15 protein-coding genes are annotated in these 15,429 nt (G+C 60.7%); 11 read left to right on the top strand and 4 right to left on the bottom strand.

The window, feature by feature from the left end; all coding sequences use genetic code 11:
* Positions 1-10: 10 nt before the first annotated feature.
* Positions 11-583 carry an RBBP9/YdeN family alpha/beta hydrolase gene (locus ACODR9_RS06425; protein WP_488808278.1) on the bottom strand — a complete coding sequence of 191 codons (573 nt, stop codon included), beginning with the start codon at positions 581-583 and terminating at the stop codon, positions 11-13.
* Between the two features lie 230 nt (positions 584-813).
* On the opposite strand from ACODR9_RS06425, the gene ACODR9_RS06420 reads away from it, so the two are divergent.
* The 6 genes from ACODR9_RS06420 to ACODR9_RS06395 all read left to right on the top strand — a co-directional run bounded on the left by ACODR9_RS06420 (position 814) and on the right by ACODR9_RS06395 (position 5,632).
* Positions 814-1,815: a sulfate ABC transporter substrate-binding protein gene (locus ACODR9_RS06420; RefSeq protein ID WP_488808277.1), complete on the top strand. Its 1,002-nt coding sequence runs from the start codon at positions 814-816 to the stop codon at positions 1,813-1,815.
* Positions 1,816-1,950: 135 nt separating this feature from the next.
* Entirely contained in the window at positions 1,951-2,724 is a 774-nt protein-coding gene (locus tag ACODR9_RS06415; protein WP_488808276.1) for an alpha/beta fold hydrolase, read from the top strand.
* The gene (locus ACODR9_RS06410) at positions 2,714-3,640 is read left to right on the top strand and encodes a dienelactone hydrolase family protein (RefSeq protein WP_488808275.1); all 927 of its coding nucleotides are present in this window, start codon (positions 2,714-2,716) and stop codon (positions 3,638-3,640) included. Before ACODR9_RS06415 ends, ACODR9_RS06410 begins: the two co-directional genes overlap by 11 nt.
* 271 nt (positions 3,641-3,911) lie before the next feature.
* A complete protein-coding gene (locus ACODR9_RS06405; RefSeq protein WP_488808274.1) occupies positions 3,912-4,586 on the top strand; it encodes a CsgG/HfaB family protein in 675 nt (224 codons plus the stop codon).
* A gap of 16 nt (positions 4,587-4,602) precedes the next feature.
* The gene (locus ACODR9_RS06400) at positions 4,603-4,956 is read left to right on the top strand and encodes a DUF4810 domain-containing protein (protein WP_488808273.1); all 354 of its coding nucleotides are present in this window, start codon (positions 4,603-4,605) and stop codon (positions 4,954-4,956) included.
* Between the two features lie 10 nt (positions 4,957-4,966).
* The gene (locus ACODR9_RS06395) at positions 4,967-5,632 is read left to right on the top strand and encodes a DUF799 domain-containing protein (RefSeq protein WP_488808272.1); all 666 of its coding nucleotides are present in this window, start codon (positions 4,967-4,969) and stop codon (positions 5,630-5,632) included.
* 68 nt (positions 5,633-5,700) lie between these two features.
* Here ACODR9_RS06395 and pyk read toward each other — a convergent pair whose 3' ends face one another.
* Positions 5,701-7,110 carry a pyruvate kinase gene (pyk, locus tag ACODR9_RS06390; RefSeq protein ID WP_488808271.1) on the bottom strand — a complete coding sequence of 470 codons (1,410 nt, stop codon included), beginning with the start codon at positions 7,108-7,110 and terminating at the stop codon, positions 5,701-5,703.
* 606 nt (positions 7,111-7,716) lie between these two features.
* Here pyk and glpK point away from each other — a divergent pair.
* The 5 genes from glpK to yddG all read left to right on the top strand — a co-directional run bounded on the left by glpK (position 7,717) and on the right by yddG (position 13,832).
* Positions 7,717-9,213 carry a glycerol kinase GlpK gene (gene glpK, locus ACODR9_RS06385; protein ID WP_488808270.1) on the top strand — a complete coding sequence of 499 codons (1,497 nt, stop codon included), beginning with the start codon at positions 7,717-7,719 and terminating at the stop codon, positions 9,211-9,213.
* Positions 9,214-9,454: 241 nt separating this feature from the next.
* The gene (locus tag ACODR9_RS06380; RefSeq protein WP_488808268.1) at positions 9,455-10,159 is read left to right on the top strand and encodes an MIP/aquaporin family protein; all 705 of its coding nucleotides are present in this window, start codon (positions 9,455-9,457) and stop codon (positions 10,157-10,159) included.
* Positions 10,160-10,480: 321 nt separating this feature from the next.
* On the top strand, positions 10,481-12,019 hold the full coding sequence (glpD, locus tag ACODR9_RS06375; RefSeq protein WP_488808266.1) for a glycerol-3-phosphate dehydrogenase: 1,539 nt from the start codon (positions 10,481-10,483) through the stop codon (positions 12,017-12,019).
* Positions 12,020-12,159: 140 nt separating this feature from the next.
* On the top strand, positions 12,160-12,894 hold the full coding sequence (locus ACODR9_RS06370) for a helix-turn-helix domain-containing protein (protein ID WP_488808264.1): 735 nt from the start codon (positions 12,160-12,162) through the stop codon (positions 12,892-12,894).
* 74 nt (positions 12,895-12,968) lie between these two features.
* Positions 12,969-13,832, top strand: coding sequence for an aromatic amino acid exporter YddG (gene yddG / locus ACODR9_RS06365; RefSeq protein ID WP_488808262.1), 864 nt, complete (start codon positions 12,969-12,971; stop codon positions 13,830-13,832).
* A 122-nt stretch (positions 13,833-13,954) separates the two neighbouring features.
* Here yddG and ACODR9_RS06360 read toward each other — a convergent pair whose 3' ends face one another.
* Both ACODR9_RS06360 and ACODR9_RS06355 read right to left on the bottom strand, forming a co-directional pair.
* On the bottom strand, positions 13,955-14,503 hold the full coding sequence (locus ACODR9_RS06360) for a peroxiredoxin (RefSeq protein ID WP_488808261.1): 549 nt from the start codon (positions 14,501-14,503) through the stop codon (positions 13,955-13,957).
* A gap of 141 nt (positions 14,504-14,644) precedes the next feature.
* The gene (locus ACODR9_RS06355) at positions 14,645-15,409 is read right to left on the bottom strand and encodes a DeoR/GlpR family DNA-binding transcription regulator (protein WP_488808259.1); all 765 of its coding nucleotides are present in this window, start codon (positions 15,407-15,409) and stop codon (positions 14,645-14,647) included.
* Positions 15,410-15,429: the final 20 nt, after the last annotated feature.

Below are 15,429 nucleotides of genomic sequence, written 5' to 3'. Positions count from 1 at the left end.
CTGTCGGGCATCAGGCGGCAATGCTGCTGCGGGCGCGTGCACGCTCCAGGAGGGGCGGCAACAGGGCCAGGCCTTCTTCCCACTGCTGATGACCTGATGCCACGTTGATATGGCCGGCCTGCCGCAGCCAGGTGAGCGGGCTTTGCCAGTAACCGGCCATGCGGGCGGCGCGGGCTGATTTGCAGAACGGGTCGTTGTCGCTGGCCACCATACGGCTGGCAAAGGGCAGCGGCTGGCGCGGCAGCGGGGCAAAGGGCATCAGTTCGCGCGGTACAAAGGGCCTTTCCACATCGGCTGGTGCCACCAGCAGCGCACCGGCAATCCGGCTGGGATGGCGTCGCGCATAGTGCGCCACGGTAATGCAGCCCAGGCTGTGGGCAATCACGATGGCCGGACGCCGTGCCCGAGACAGTGCCTGATCCAGCCCGGCCAGCCAGCTGTCCAGATCGGGCTGTTCCCAGTTGGCATTTTCCACCCGGATAGCCTGCAGGCGCTGTTCCCAATGGCTTTGCCAGTGATCGGCAGCACTGCCTCTCCAGCCCGGCTGGATGATGAAATCGAAATCGTCGGCAATGGTGGTCATCAGCAAGCCCTCGGAAACAGATGGGATCACTATAGGGTAAAAGTAATATTGCAAAAAGTGATCAATAATTGTTTTTATATTCCATTCAGAAATTTAAGAGGTGGGCATGATGCGCTACTGCTTAGACCAATTTTGAATAACAGAATAAAAAACAATCATTTCTAGTGCTAAGCAAATCCTGATTACAGTGTGCTCCATCAACAGAAGCCCATCGACTCAGGAGCCACAACATGACGACTCTCCGCACCAATCTGAAAGCGCTGGCAGCCGTGCTGCTGCTGGCTGTTACCCCGCTGAAGGCTGCCGATCTGCTGAACGTGTCCTACGACCCCACTCGCGAGCTATACCAGGACGTGAACAAAGCCTTTGCCGAGCAATGGAAGAAAAAGACCGGCGAAGAGCTCACCATCAAGCAGTCGCATGGCGGCTCCGGCAAGCAGTCGCTGTCCATCCAGCATGGCCTGGCGGCCGATGTGGCCACGCTGGCGCTGGCTTACGACATTGATGTCTTGGCCGATGAGGGCCTGCTGCCGAAAAACTGGCAAACCCGGCTGCCGGACAACAGCTCGCCCTACACCTCCACCATCGTGTTCCTGGTGAAGAAGGGCAACCCCAAGCACATCAAGGACTGGAATGACCTGGTACGTAACGATGTGCAGGTGATCACCCCCAACCCAAAAACCTCCGGTGGTGCACGCTGGAACTACCTGGCGGCCTGGGGCTATGCGCTGAAGAAGAATGGTGGCAATGAAGCCAAGGCCCGTGCCTATGTGGCCGAGCTGTTCAAGCATGTGCCGGTGCTGGATTCCGGCGCGCGTGGCGCCACGCTTACCTTTACCCAGCGCGGCCTGGGTGACGTGCTGCTGGCCTGGGAAAACGAAGCCGTGCTGGCGGTGAAGGAAATGGGGCCGGACAAATTCGACATCGTCACCCCGTCCATCTCCATTCTGGCCGAGCCGCCGGTGGCGGTGGTGGACAAGGTGGTGGACAAAAAAGGCACGCGCAAACAGGCCGAGGCCTATCTGAAGTTCCTGTACACCCCGGAAGGCCAGACCATTGCCGCGCAAAACTACTACCGCCCGCGTGACCCGAAGATTGCCGCCAAGTATGCCAGCCAGTTTCCCAAGGTAAAGCTGTTTACCCTGAAAGACGTATTTGGCGACTGGCGCAGCGCGCAGAAAAAACACTTTGCCGATGGCGGTGTGTTTGACCAGATCTACAGCAAAAACTGATACCGCCTGGTTTTGATGGTGTATGCCTGCAGGCCGCCTTGATGCGGCCTGTTTTGCATTCTGGCTGGCTCTGCCTGCCGGAGCAGGACTGGGGTAGACTGTGGCCCTGTTGTCCATACTGGAATCACCACCTTCATGCAGGTATTTCACAGTCAGCACGGTACCTTGCGTTATCACGATCTGCCCGGCAGCGGTGTGCCGCTATTGTTTGTCCATGGCCTGGGCTGCGCATCCTCCAGTGATTTTCCGCGCGTGGCCGCTGATCCTGCGCTGGCTGGTCGCCGCCGCCTGCTGCTGGATCTGCTGGGGGCTGGGTTTTCTGATAGACCAAACGACTTTGCCTACACCATCACCGCACATGCCGAAACGCTTGCTGCATTGATCCGGCATCTGGATCTGCCACGACTGAAGCTTGTTGGCCACAGCATGGGTGGCGCGGTGGCGATTGCCGCCAGCAGCCTGTGTCCGGTCCAGGTGGCGCAGTTGGTGTTGCTGGAGCCGAATCTGGATGCTGGCGGCGGCGTGTTCAGTCGCGCACTGGCGGCCATGAGCGAGCAGGAATTCGTCAGTCGTGGCCAGCAACGCCTGGCCCGGCTGGCCAGCCGCGAAGGCAGCCCCTTGTGGGCCGGATCACTGGCTGCCAGCCATGCCCCGGCGGTGCATCGTGCGGCAGTATCGCTGGTCGCGGGCGTAGAACCCAGCTGGCGCAGCCAGTTATTGGTGCTGACCATGCCGCGCAGCGTGGTGGTGGGAGAGCGTTCCTTGCCACAGCCCGCGCTGACCTGCCTGCAGCAGGAGGGTGTGAGCGTGCATGTGCTGGCTGACGCTGGCCATGCCATGAGTGAAGACAACCCTGCCGGGCTGGCGGCCTTGCTGGCACACCTTCTGGAGCAAGACCATGTGGCGTGAATGTCCTTGTTACTGCCGGGCCATGCTGCTGGCTGTCAGTCTGGTGTTGCCGGTACGGGCGGCCAGTTTGCCTGCCCCGCAGGATGTCAGCATTCCCGTGCCCGGTGCCGGAATCTTCGGCAGTACGCTGGATATGCCGGCGCTACTGTATCTGCCCGCTGGCCGTGGTCCGTTTCCGGTGCTGCTGTTTTCCCATGGCCGGGCCGGCAGCGCGCAGCAGCGGCATCAGCTGAAGCACCCGCTGGGCCGCAGCCAGCTGGCTTACTGGCTGGGCAAGGGCTTTGCCATCGTGGCACCGATACGCCCCGGCTATGGCAGTACCGGCGGCGGCGACCCGGAGCATCACAGTGCCCACATGCTGGCACCGGGGGTATGCAGCAGCCATCCGGATTATCGCCAGACTGCCGCTGGCGGCAGCGTGGCGCTACAGGCAGCGCTACGCTGGATCAGCCAGCAGCCCTGGGGTGCGGGCCAGCCCATCTTGCTGGAAGGTCAGTCGGTTGGCGGTTTGCTGACGGTGGCCGTGGGTGCCAGCTCACCGCCTGGCGTGGTGGCCTACATCAATTTTGCTGGTGGTGCCGGTGGTAATCCGGAAAAGTCCCCGGGCCAAAGTTGTGAGCCAGAGGCGCTGACGGCGCTGTATGCCGATTTTGGCCGCCATACCACGCTGCCCAATCTGTGGATCTATGCCGAGAACGACCAGTACTGGGGCCCCGACGAACCGGTGGCCTGGCATCAGGCCTTTGCGGCGGGTGGCAGTCCAACGCATTTTGTCCATGCACCCGCAGTGGCGGATGGTGATGGCCACGGACTGAGCCGCCATGCATCAGCCTTGTGGGCGGCTGAGGTGGATGCTTTTTTGCGCACGCTGCCAGCGCTGGCTCCACCTCGGTCAAATCCGGCTCCACTGCCTTAAGCTGGCTGATGGCGCCAGCGTGCAGTGGTCAGAACCGGCTGATCTGCATCAAGTATTCTTCATTCCGCATGCCAGGTAATTTCAGCGGTGGTAACGGCTTTTCCTTGCAGATCAAAAGGCTATGATTTTCATCCGGACAACAGGAATTTCATCGTCATTTTAAATGATTAAATTAATGTAAACGGTATGGTAGCGTAGCCAGTTTAGTGGCTTGCAGCGGGGACGCAGCCATTGCCCATCAAGATGTGATGAATATTCGTGGAGAATTGCCGTGAAACAGAAAACAACTGCCCTGTTGCTGCTGGGTATGCTGGCCACCCTGACTGGCTGCGCAACCGAGAGCTCGCAATCCCTGGCCGTGGCGCAGGTCAATAGCGTTGCCAAACCTTATGCGGGTGTTCGCGCACCGATTTCCATCGGCAAGTTCGATAACCGTTCCAGCTATGCGCGCGGGCTGTTTTCTGATGGTGTTGACCGTCTGGGCAGTCAGGCCAAGACCATCCTGATTACCCATCTGCAGCAGAGCGGCCGCTTTAATGTGCTGGATCGCGAAAACATGGCCGAAACCAAACAGGAAGCCAGCATCAAGCAACAGGCGCAGAAGCTGAAGGGCGCTGATTATGTGATTACCGGCGATGTCACCGAATTTGGCCGCAAGGAAGTGGGCGATCAGCAGTTGTTTGGCATTCTGGGGCGTGGCAAGCAACAGATTGCCTATGCCAAGGTGAATCTGAACATCGTCAACACGGCAACGTCCGAAGTGGTGTACTCCACGCAAGGCGCGGGTGAGTATAGCTTGTCCAATCGTGAAATCATCGGCTTTGGCGGCACCGCCAGCTATGACTCCACTCTCAATGGCAAGGTGCTGGATCTGGCCATCCGCGAAGCGGTAAACCGCCTGACTGACGCAGTGGATACCGGTGCCTGGCAACCGGCTCGTCATTGAGGTGGGGTGCTTAGTCATGATTATTTCCCAAGCATCACGCCGCATCCTGCCGCTGCTTAGCCTTTGTCTGCTGGCGGCTTGCGCCCAGGCACCCAAGACGCTGTACCAGTGGGAAGGCTATCAACCGCAGGTGTATGAACACTTCAAGGGCCAAAGCCCGCAACAGCAGATTACCGAACTGGAAAAAGGGCTGGAGCGCATTGCGGCCAAGGGCAATGTTCCCCCGCCGGGCTACCGGGCGCATCTGGGCATGTTGTATGCCGAAACCGGGCGCGACGACCTGGCCTTGCAGCAGCTAGAGGCTGAGAAAGCCGCCTTTCCCGAGTCGGCAGCCTATATCGATTTCCTGCTGAAGAAATACCGGAAGTAAGGACCCGACCATGCGACATTTTTTCCGATTGATCAGCTGCCTGGCCGTGGCCGCATTATTGTCTGCCTGCGCTACACAGCCGCCGGCCAAGCTTGATTACACGGCATACAAGCAAAGCAAGCCGCGCAGCATTCTGGTGCTGCCGCCCTTGAATAACTCACCTGATGTCAGTGCCAGCTACAGTGTGCTGTCCCAACTGAGCTACCCGTTGGCGGAGGCTGGCTACTATGTGTTGCCGGTGGCGCTGGTGGATAGCACTTTCAAGCAGAACGGCCTGACCGTGGCTGGGGACATCCATCAAGTGCCAGCGGCTAAGCTGCGCGACATCTTTGGTGCCGATGCGGTGCTGTATGTCACCATCAGCAAATACGGTTCTACCTATACCGTGCTGGATAGTGTCACCGTGGTGGCGGCTTCGGCCCGGCTGGTGGACCTGCGCAGCGGGGTTGAGTTGTGGAGCGGCAGTACCAGTGCTTCCAGTGCGGAAAACCAGAACAACAATAATAGTGGTGGGCTGGTGGGCATGCTGATTTCTGCGGCCATCAAGCAGATTGCCAATAACCTGAGTGATAGTGGCCATGATGTGGCGGGTATCACCAGTAATCGCTTGTTGTCTGCCGGCCATTACAATGGCTTGTTGTTTGGGCCGTACTCGCCGCGCTACGGCACCGATTGATTTAGCTGTTGATGAAAAAAAGCCGCCAGCGATTCAATCACTGGCGGCTTTTTCATGCGCTTGGAGAATCAGGGGTAAACGATGCGCAGCAGATTGGTGGCACCCGGTGTACCGAATGGCACACCGGCGATGATCACCATCGGCTTGCCTTGCTCGGCCAGCCCCAGCTTGGTGGCGCAGAAGGTGGTTTTCACCACCATGTCTTCCAGGTTTTCTGCATCCGGCCCGTTATAGGCCACCACGCCCCATACCAGGGTCAGGCGGCGCGCGGTACTAAGCCGAGGCGAGATGCCCATGATTGGGGTATGCGGCCGTTCGCGCGCCAGCCGCAGGCAGGTGGAGCCGGAGGTAGTAAAGGCGGCGGAAACGGTAACCGGCAGGATGGAGGCTACCTTACGCACGCAGGCGGCAATGGCGTCGGCCTGCTCTGGCGACTCTGCCGCGCTGTAATCCAGCGCCATCACGCGGCGGTAGTCCGGTGCGCTTTCCACGCGGCGAATCACCCGGTCCATGATCTGTACGGCTTCCACCGGGAAGGAGCCGGCGGCGGTTTCTGCCGACAGCATCACCGCGTCGGCACCTTCATACACGGCGGTGGCCACGTCGTTGGCTTCAGCGCGGGTGGGGGTGGGAGCGGTAATCATGGATTCCAGCATCTGGGTGGCCACAATCACCGGACGGCCCAGATGACGGCATTGGTGCACGATGCGGCGCTGTACCACCGGTACGTCTTCCGGTGGCAGCTCCACGCCCAGATCGCCGCGCGCCACCATCACCGCATCGGCCAGCTCGGCAATTTCATCCAGTTGATCCACTGCCGACGGTTTTTCAATCTTGACCACGATGCCCACATTGCTGCCAATCATCTGGCGCAGCTCACGTACGTCTTCGGCTGTTTGCACAAAAGACAGCGCAATCCAGTCCGCCCCTTCCTGCAGGGCGAATTCGGCGTCCTTGCGGTCTTTCGGGGTAATGGCTGACAGCGGCAGGATGGTTTGCGGCAGGTTGAAGCCCTTGCGGTCGGACAGCTCGCCCCCCACTACTACCGTGGTTTCAATCACCCGGTCCTGCACACGTTCCACGTGAAACGACAGCTTGCCGTCGTTGACCAGAATGTGATGGCCGTGCTCCAGCGCGGCAAAGGCTTCCGGATGCGGCAGGGTTACCTGGCTGGCATCGCCATCCACCTGGTCCAGCACAAAGCGGTAGGGCTGGCCGACGCGTACGGTGACCGGTCCTTGCGGAAAGGTGCCGATGCGCAGCTTGGGGCCTTGCAGGTCTACCAGCACGCCGATGGGGCGGCCCATTTCTGTTTCTGCCGCGCGGATGGCGGCCAGGCGGGCGCGGTGGTCGTCGTGGCTGCCATGACTCATGTTCAGGCGGAATACGTTCACCCCGGCGCGCGCCAGCGCCAGGATTTGCTGCGGGGTGCTGGATGCCGGGCCCAGCGTGGCGAGAATCTTGGTATTGCGGAGCATGTACTTGTCCTTGTCGATGCCGGTCTGCGTTGGCGGGGTGTTGTCGAGTGGACCTGATCTGTCGGCGAGTTGCCGACACCGGTCTCTTGCTTTGCGCAACATGCTGCCACAACTGGAATGTAGTGGCTTTGCTACCTTGCAGGTACTTGGGCGGGGTGTTGCCACCTTGTCAGTTGGGAAAAATTCCGGGTGCGCTTGATGCGCGTTTTTCTTGCGCTGCCTGCCATTGGTGTTGTTATTTTGCCTCTCTCCGCCGCAACCCTTGCTTGCTGCAAAGCAAGAAAAGCGCAAATCCTTGTAGTTCGGCACTTACAGACCATTCGCATTTGCGATATCTTGCGCTGCAAAATGCGCTGGAGCTGGCAATGGTGAGGTCGGATTTCAGCCATGTGCGAAAGTTTTATGCGTGCTGATTGACAGCTGAAGCGTGTTAACTAGAATTGGCCGAAAATAAAACGAACAATATAAATACAAAAAACAACATAACAAAGATTGCCATCCCGCTTTCCAGTGGTAGGGGAGAGTTGAGGTGATGCCGTCAACACCAGTCAGCAAAAAAGCGCTCGGCCTGCAACGGCCATTTGGATTGCCAAGGAGACACCTCACATGAAGAACCAGTTCATTCTGGCCCTGGACCAGGGAACCACCAGTTCCCGTGCCATTCTGTTCAACCAGGCTGGCGACATTGTTTCGCTGGCGCAAAAGGAGTTCCGCCAGATCTACCCCCAGCCGGGCTGGGTGGAGCATGATCCGCAGGAAATCTGGGGTGGTCAGGCTGGCGTTGCCGCCGAAGCGGTGGCCAAGGCCGGTATCGATGGCCGCAGCATTGCCGCCATCGGCATTACCAACCAGCGCGAAACCACCATTGTGTGGGACCGCGAAACCGGCCTGCCGGTGTACAACGCCATCGTCTGGCAAGACCGACGCACCGCCGCTTTCTGCGATCAGCTGAAAGAGCGCGGTCTGGCCGAGTCCATCCGTAACAAGACCGGCCTGCTGGTGGATGCCTATTTCTCCGGCAGCAAGATCAAGTGGATTCTGGACAACGTGCCGGGCGCGCGTGCCCGTGCCGAGGCTGGCAAGCTGGCTTTCGGTACCGTAGACAGCTGGCTGATCTGGAACTTCACCCACGGCAAGGTGCACGTTACCGATGTGTCCAATGCCTCGCGCACCATGCTGTACAACATCCACACGCTGGAGTGGGATGCCGAACTCTTGGACATCATGGGCATTCCGGCCAGCATGCTGCCGGCAGTGAAAAGCTCCAGCGAAGTCTACGGCCATACCCATGCCGCCCATCTGGGCGTGGAGATTCCGATTGCCGGTGTGGCGGGTGACCAGCAGGCCGCCTTGTTCGGCCAGCAGTGCACCCGTCCTGGCATGGTGAAGAATACCTACGGCACCGGCTGCTTCATGATGATGAATACCGGCGAGCAGCCGATCGAATCCACCAACAAGCTGTTGACCACCATTGCCTGGCAAGTAAATGGCAAGGTGCAGTACGCGCTGGAAGGCTCCATCTTCATTGGTGGCGCGGTGGTGAAATGGCTGCGCGACGGCCTGGGCATCATCCGCCATTCGGCTGATGTCGGCCCGCTGGCGCAGGAAGTGGCCGATAGCGACGGCGTGTACCTGGTACCGGCCTTTGCCGGCCTGGGCGCACCGCACTGGAACCAGAATGCGCGCGGCACCATCGTCGGCGCCACGCTGGGTACCAAGGCTGCCCATATCGCCCGTGCCGCACTGGACAGCATTGCCTACCAGACCATGGACGTGCTCAAGGCCATGGAAGCCGATGCCGGCATGGCCATTGCCGAACTGCGTGTGGATGGCGGTGCCACCGTCAACGAACTGCTGATGCAATTCCAGTCCGACATTCTGGGCGTGGACGTGGTACGGCCGAAAATCACCGAAACCACCGCGCTGGGTGCGGCCTATCTGGCTGGCCTGGCGGTGGGCTACTGGGCCGGGGTGGAAGACATCCAGGGCCAGTGGCAGCTGGATCGCCGTTTCCAGCAAGGCATGGTGGCGGAACAGGTAGAAGCCAATGTCCGTGGCTGGGTGCGCGCGGTGAACGCGGCCAAGGCCTGGGCTGACGCCTGATGACCTTCCCTCACACGGCGGCTGTCCGTCCTGCCCGTACCCATGCCCGGGGTGCGTGCAGATGGCCTGGTGCCTCCAGTCCTGCCGTGTGAATTTCCTGAGTGATGTATGGCAGCAGCCTGTGGCCGGACGACAGCAAGATCGTTCCGCCCGGGCCTGTTGCCAGTAACTGTCGTCATGAAAGAGCAGCCATCGGCCAGAGTAGCGGATGGTAGCGGGAGTCATGGCGCGGAGACTTTGCATGAATCCCTTGTTTGGTGAATTTATCGGAACTGCCCTCTTGGTATTGCTGGGCAATGGCGTGGTGGCCAATGTGCTGCTGAACAACACCAAGGGCCATAACAGCGGCCTGATCGTGATTGCCTTTGGTTGGGCGATGGCGGTATTTGTTGGTGTGTTCAGCGTGGCTGCCATCAGTGGTGCGCATCTGAACCCGGCGGTGACTGTGGCGCTGGCAGTGGCTGGCAAGTTTGAATGGGCCCGTGTGCCGGGCTACATCCTGGCACAAATGCTGGGCGGCATGATGGGTGCGCTGCTGGTATGGGTGATGTACCGCAAGCATTACGAAACCACTGACTGCGCCGACCTCAAGCTGGCCACTTTCTGCACCGGCCCGGCCATCCGCAGCCTGCCGGGTAATCTGTTGTCCGAGGTGCTGGCCACCTTTGTACTGGTGTTTGCCATCCTCAGCATGGTGGCACCCAAGATGTCGCTGGGTGCAATGGATGCCCTGCCAGTTGCGCTGCTGGTACTGGGCATTGGCGTGTCGCTGGGCGGCACCACCGGCTATGCCATGAGCCCGGCGCGCGATCTGGCACCACGTATCATGCATGCCCTGCTGCCGATTCCGGGCAAGGGCTCCAGCGACTGGGGCTATGCCTGGGTACCGGTGGTTGGCTCCTTGCTGGGTGCCACCCTGGCCGCCGTGACCTATACCCATCTGTAATTTTACTTTGCTCCTGGTCGCCCCGTGCTTACGGGGCCGGCAAGCCACCTGCGGGTGGCTTTTTTTATGTGCCTGATCTGCTGGCACCGTGGCAAGGCGGCGCTGCATGGCTGGGCGGCCTGCTGGCCGAACAGAAGAAAAGCAAAGATTATTGTGGTCAATACGCACATTGCAGCGCACAAAACGAACATAAACGAACATTTTGTGTTGAATTAACATTCGTATGCTTCTATGCTAGATAGCATCAACAAGCAGAATCCGCCTTCTTGCCCTGTAGCGCACAGGCGCAGGCCGGATGCAGACAAGACCGAGGATTGCACTGTGAAACTCTATGACCTGATGGTGATTGGTGGCGGCATCAATGGTGCCGGTATTGCCCGTGATGCGGCAGGACGTGGCCTGTCGGTACTGCTATGCGAAAAGGACGACCTGGCCGCACATACCTCGTCGGCCAGCACCAAGCTGATTCATGGCGGCCTGCGCTATCTGGAATATTACGAGTTTGGCCTGGTACGCAAGGCGCTGCAGGAGCGCGAAGTGCTGCTCAAGGCTGCGCCGCACATCATCTGGCCGCTGCGTTTTGTCATGCCGCATGACAAGGCCCAGCGCCCGGAATGGATGATCCGCTGCGGGCTGTTCCTGTACGACCACCTGGCCAAGCGTGAAGTACTGCCCGGCTCGGAAACCATCAGCTTTGCCAAGCACCCCTCCGGCGCGCCACTAAAGGCCGCGTTCAAGCGTGGTTTTGTCTACTCCGACGGCTGGGTGCAGGACGCCCGGCTGGTGGTGCTTAACGCCATGGCCGCAGCCGAGCATGGTGCACGCATTGTCACCCGTACCGCCTGTGTGGCAGCACGGCGCGAAGGCGCGCATTGGCTGTGTACCTTGCAACATGAAGATGGTAGCCAGGAGCAGGTAAGGGCGCGTGCGGTGGTCAATGCCGCCGGCCCCTGGGTGGAAAGCCTGCTGAAAGACACCTTGCAACTGCCGTCGCCCAAGTCCATCCGGCTGGTGAAGGGTAGCCATATCGTGGTGAAAAAGCTGTTTGATCACCCCTATGCCTATATTTTCCAGAACCCGGACAAGCGCATCATTTTTGCCATCCCCTACGAGCAGGATTTCACCCTGATCGGTACCACCGATGTGGAATACCACGGTGATCCGGGTGCGGTAAGCATTGCCGCCGATGAAGTGGACTACCTGTGCCGCATGAGCAACCGCTACTTCAACAGCCAGATCAGCCCGGACGATGTGCTCAGCACCTACTCCGGCGTACGCCCGCTGCTGGACGATGAAGCCAGCAATGCCTCCAGCGTGACGCGTGATTATTCGCTGGAACTGGACAGCGCCGGTGCGCCGATGCTGTCGGTGTTTGGCGGCAAGATCACCACCTACCGCAAGCTGGCCGAAGAGGCGGTGGACCGGCTGGCCCCGTTGCTGGGCAATCACCAACCCACCTGGACGGCAGGCGTGCCGCTGCCCGGTGGCGACATGCCGAATGCCGATGCGGCAGCTTTCCTTACCGCCAGCCAGCAGCGCTATCCCTGGCTGCCGACGGCGCTGCTGCAACGCTATGTAAAAACCTATGGCACCTGCCTGAATACCTTGATCGGCAGCGCCCGCAGCCTGGCCGAGCTGGGCGCGGAAATCCTGCCTGGCGTGTACGAAGCCGAACTCAACTATTTGGTGGATCAGGAATGGGCGGCTAGCGCCGACGACATCCTGTGGCGGCGCAGCAAGCTGCGCCTGCATCTGCCGGCCAATGCCAGCGCAGTGCTGGATGCCTGGCTGGCGCAAAACCGCAGCAGGCAAGCCGCGGTACCGCCGCTATCTGAAGCTGCCAGCACCCAGCTGCACTGAATACTGAATCTGGTTTATTGACGTTGTTTGCTGCATCCGGGCTTGCGCCCATCTCCTCCCGTAGGCCCCACCCTTGCCGGTGGGGCATTTTTTTGTGCGCGCACACCCGCAGCTGCAGCCCGTGCCGCTACCATAGCGCCATGCCTCACCAAGACGACCTGCTGCTGGAGCTACGCAGTTACCAGCAGGAAAGCCTGCAACATCAGCATGATTACCATCAGCTGGTGTTGCCCGCGCATGGCTGTCTGGAGCTGGAAGTCGAAGGCCGTGGCGGCGTGGTGCAGGCCGGGCAGCTGGCGGTGATTGCCGCAGGCAACCGCCATGGCTTTGCCGCGCCGGGCGACAATGCCTTCGTGGTGGCCAATGTCCCCTCCGCGCTGGCCCCGCAGCTGGCGGCCTTGCCTGCTTTTTTGTCGCTGGATGCCAGCTTGCTGGCTTATGTGGAATTCCTGCGCGCCGAGTTGTCCCGCCCGGTGGCGGGAGAAAACAGTCGGCGGCAGATGCTGTTGCTGCTCACCCAACTGCTGGCCGAGCGGACCGGCGCAGTAGCCCGGCTGGACCGGCGGGTGGCCGCCGCCCGCGCGGTGCTGGATGCGCGCTTTGCCGAAGACATCAGCCTGGCGCAACTGGCAAGCGCCGCCCACCTGAGCGTGCGCCAGCTGTCCGAGCTGTTTCGCCGCCAACTGGGCATGAGCCCCGGCCAGTACCAGCTGGAGCAGCGCATGCAGCATGGCTGGCTGCTGCTGGAGCAGGGTAGTTTGCCGGTGCAGCAGGTGGCCGAGCACTGCGGCTATGCCAGCCTGTCCGCTTTTAGCGACCGCTTTCGCCGCCATTTCGGCATTGCCCCCAGCCATTTTCGCCATCCGGCCAAATAAGCCCGCCAGCCCGGCAAAGTTGCCGCGTCCCAGTTTGCCTACACTGCGGCTTTGACTGTCTGAAAGTGCTTTCCATGCTTACCCGTTACCAGGCTACCTTGATTGGCAGCCTGTCCATTCTGCTATGGGGCAGCCTTGCGCTGCTGACCCGGCTGACCGCTGGCGTGTTTCCACCGTTCCAGTTGCTGGCCATGACCTTTGCGCTGGCCTTTGGCCTGATGCTGGCCAAATGGCTGCGCGCCGGTCAGTCGCCTATCCGCTTTCTGCGCCAGCCGCCCTTGGCCTGGGCGCTGGGAGTGGGCGGTCTGTTCGGTTATCACTTTTGCTATTTTCTGGCCATGCGGCTGGCCCCGGCGGTGCAGGTGAGCTTGCTGGCCTATCTGTGGCCGCTGCTGATTCTGCTGTTTTCCGCCTTGCTGCCCGGCCATCGCCTGTCACGCTGGCATCTGTTGGGCGGCCTGCTGGCGCTGGGTGGCTGCTGGCTGTTGCTGGGGGGCGGGCAGGGCGGTTTTGCCCGGCAATATCTGCCCGGCTACCTGATGGCGCTGTTGTGCGCGCTGATCTGGTCGCTGTATTCGGTGGCCAGCCGCCTGGTGGCACAGGTGCCGACCGATGCGGTGGGCTGGTTCTGTGCGGTGACTGCCTTGCTAGGCGGCCTGTGTCACCTGTATGGCGAAACCACGGTGTGGAGTGCACCGTGGACGGCCTGGCTGGGCGTGCTGGCCCTGGGGCTGGGCCCGGTGGGGATTGCCTTCTTTACCTGGGATATCGGCATGAAGCAGGGCAATCTGCCGCTGCTGGGCGTGCTGTCCTACGCCGCGCCACTGATCTCCACGCTGCTGCTGCTGGGCGCAGGCTTGGCTACGCCCAGCTGGAGCCTGTTGCTGGCTTGCCTGGCCATTATCGGCGGGGCGGGGTTGGCCGCGCGGGCGGGCTGAGACCGGTTTAGAGCCGCTAACAAAACCTCGTAGAGCACCCGAGTCAAGGCGCGCCGACGAAGACAGTACAGTGAGTACGGCAAGTCGGCGCAACGCAGAATCGGGGGTTTTGTGAGCGGGTCTTAGTGACCCGCCGCCTTCCACGCTTCCAGCGCCTTCAACGTGTTGCTAACGTGCTGGTCGGGCGCCATGGCGTTGTAGCTGTACCAGACTTTGTGGTCTGGCGTGATGACGTAGGAGATGCGGCTGGCGTAGCTGGTGCCAGGAATCATCACCGCGTCGTAGGCTTTCATGATCTTGCGCGAGCCATCAGCCGCCACTGGAAATTTGCTGCGGCATTCGGACACGGAAAAGCGTTGCAGCTTTTCGATGTCATCACCGGATACGCCAATTACCGTGGCCCCCAGTGCCTTGAACTTGTCGGTGGCTTCGGCAAACAGGTGGGCTTCCACCGTGCAGCCGCTGGTAAAGGCCGCCGGGTAGAAGTACAGCACCACCGGGCCGTGTTGCAGGGCTTCGTTTAGCGAGTACTGAAAGCGCTTGCCGCCCAGCGAGGCTTCGGTGCTGAAGTCTGGCGCGGCAGCGCCCTTGGCCAGTTCGGCCTGGGCGGTGGCAGAGAGCAGCAGGGCGGACAGGCCGATGGACAGGGTGCGGCGGGTGAATGTGGACATCTGTGACTCCTCAACATTCGGGCGGGAACTGCTTATGGCAGGCTGGCGTGGCAGAGGTTCGCTCAGCGCTACTGACAAAACCTTGCCGAGAATCCGGGCCAAGGCGGCGCAACGCAGCAGCGGGGGTGTTGTTAGCGGGTCTTAGTCTGCCACAAACAGCTGGGTGCCGGCTTCGGCAATCACCGTCTGCATTTCCGCTGGTACCGGTTTGTCGGTAAACAGTGCATGCACCTGCGACAGATGGCCCAGTTCCACCAGTGCCGGGCGGCCGAACTTGGAGTGGTCTGCTGCCAGCAGCACCTGACGCGATTGCTGGATGATGGCTTCCGAGGTGCGTACTTCACGATAGTCGTAATCGCGTAGCACACCGTCGTTTTCGATGCTGGAAATGCCGATGATGCCGTAATCCACCTTGAACTGGCGGATCAGCTGCACCGTGGCTTCGCCAGTGATGCCACGGTCGCGCTTGCGCAGCACGCCACCCAGCACGATGACTTCGCAATCCGGGTAATCGCACATCATGTCGGCCACGTGCAGGTTGTTGGTGATCACCCGCAAGCCGCGATGGCGGTGCAGCGCCTTGGCCACTTCTTCGGTGGTGGTGCCGATATTGATGAACAAGGAGGCATTGTCGGGAATCTGCTTGGCCAGCAGCGCTGCCAGACGGCGCTTTTCCTCGATGCACAACACCTGACGCGCGTTGTAAGCCACGTTTTCCACGCTGGACAACACGCTGGCCCCGCCGTGATAGCGCTGCAGCAGCTGGTGTTCCGCCATCAGCGCAATGTCGCGGCGTATGGTCTGGTGGGTGACGCCAAAATGGGCGGCCAGCTTTTCCACGGTGACATAGCTTTCGCGATGGACGATGCCCAGCAATTCCTGCTGGCGCTGATTGAGAATGATCATGGTGGCGGGTCGTTGTTCAG

The organism is Aquitalea sp. FG25 (assembly GCF_057809375.1).
Note: the sequence above shows the minus strand (reverse complement) of the source record. Positions and strands in the feature narration are given on the sequence as shown.

Coding starts and splice junctions, on each gene's coding strand:
- ACODR9_RS06425 (WP_488808278.1), bottom strand. CDS start 583: ATGACCACCATTGCCGACGATTTCGATTTCATCATCCAGCCGGGCTGG.
- ACODR9_RS06420 (WP_488808277.1), top strand. CDS start 814: ATGACGACTCTCCGCACCAATCTGAAAGCGCTGGCAGCCGTGCTGCTG.
- ACODR9_RS06415 (WP_488808276.1), top strand. CDS start 1,951: ATGCAGGTATTTCACAGTCAGCACGGTACCTTGCGTTATCACGATCTG.
- ACODR9_RS06410 (WP_488808275.1), top strand. CDS start 2,714: ATGTGGCGTGAATGTCCTTGTTACTGCCGGGCCATGCTGCTGGCTGTC.
- ACODR9_RS06400 (WP_488808273.1), top strand. CDS start 4,603: ATGATTATTTCCCAAGCATCACGCCGCATCCTGCCGCTGCTTAGCCTT.
- ACODR9_RS06395 (WP_488808272.1), top strand. CDS start 4,967: ATGCGACATTTTTTCCGATTGATCAGCTGCCTGGCCGTGGCCGCATTA.
- pyk (WP_488808271.1), bottom strand. CDS start 7,110: ATGCTCCGCAATACCAAGATTCTCGCCACGCTGGGCCCGGCATCCAGC.
- glpK (WP_488808270.1), top strand. CDS start 7,717: ATGAAGAACCAGTTCATTCTGGCCCTGGACCAGGGAACCACCAGTTCC.
- ACODR9_RS06380 (WP_488808268.1), top strand. CDS start 9,455: ATGAATCCCTTGTTTGGTGAATTTATCGGAACTGCCCTCTTGGTATTG.
- ACODR9_RS06370 (WP_488808264.1), top strand. CDS start 12,160: ATGCCTCACCAAGACGACCTGCTGCTGGAGCTACGCAGTTACCAGCAG.
- yddG (WP_488808262.1), top strand. CDS start 12,969: ATGCTTACCCGTTACCAGGCTACCTTGATTGGCAGCCTGTCCATTCTG.
- ACODR9_RS06360 (WP_488808261.1), bottom strand. CDS start 14,503: ATGTCCACATTCACCCGCCGCACCCTGTCCATCGGCCTGTCCGCCCTG.
- ACODR9_RS06355 (WP_488808259.1), bottom strand. CDS start 15,409: ATGATCATTCTCAATCAGCGCCAGCAGGAATTGCTGGGCATCGTCCAT.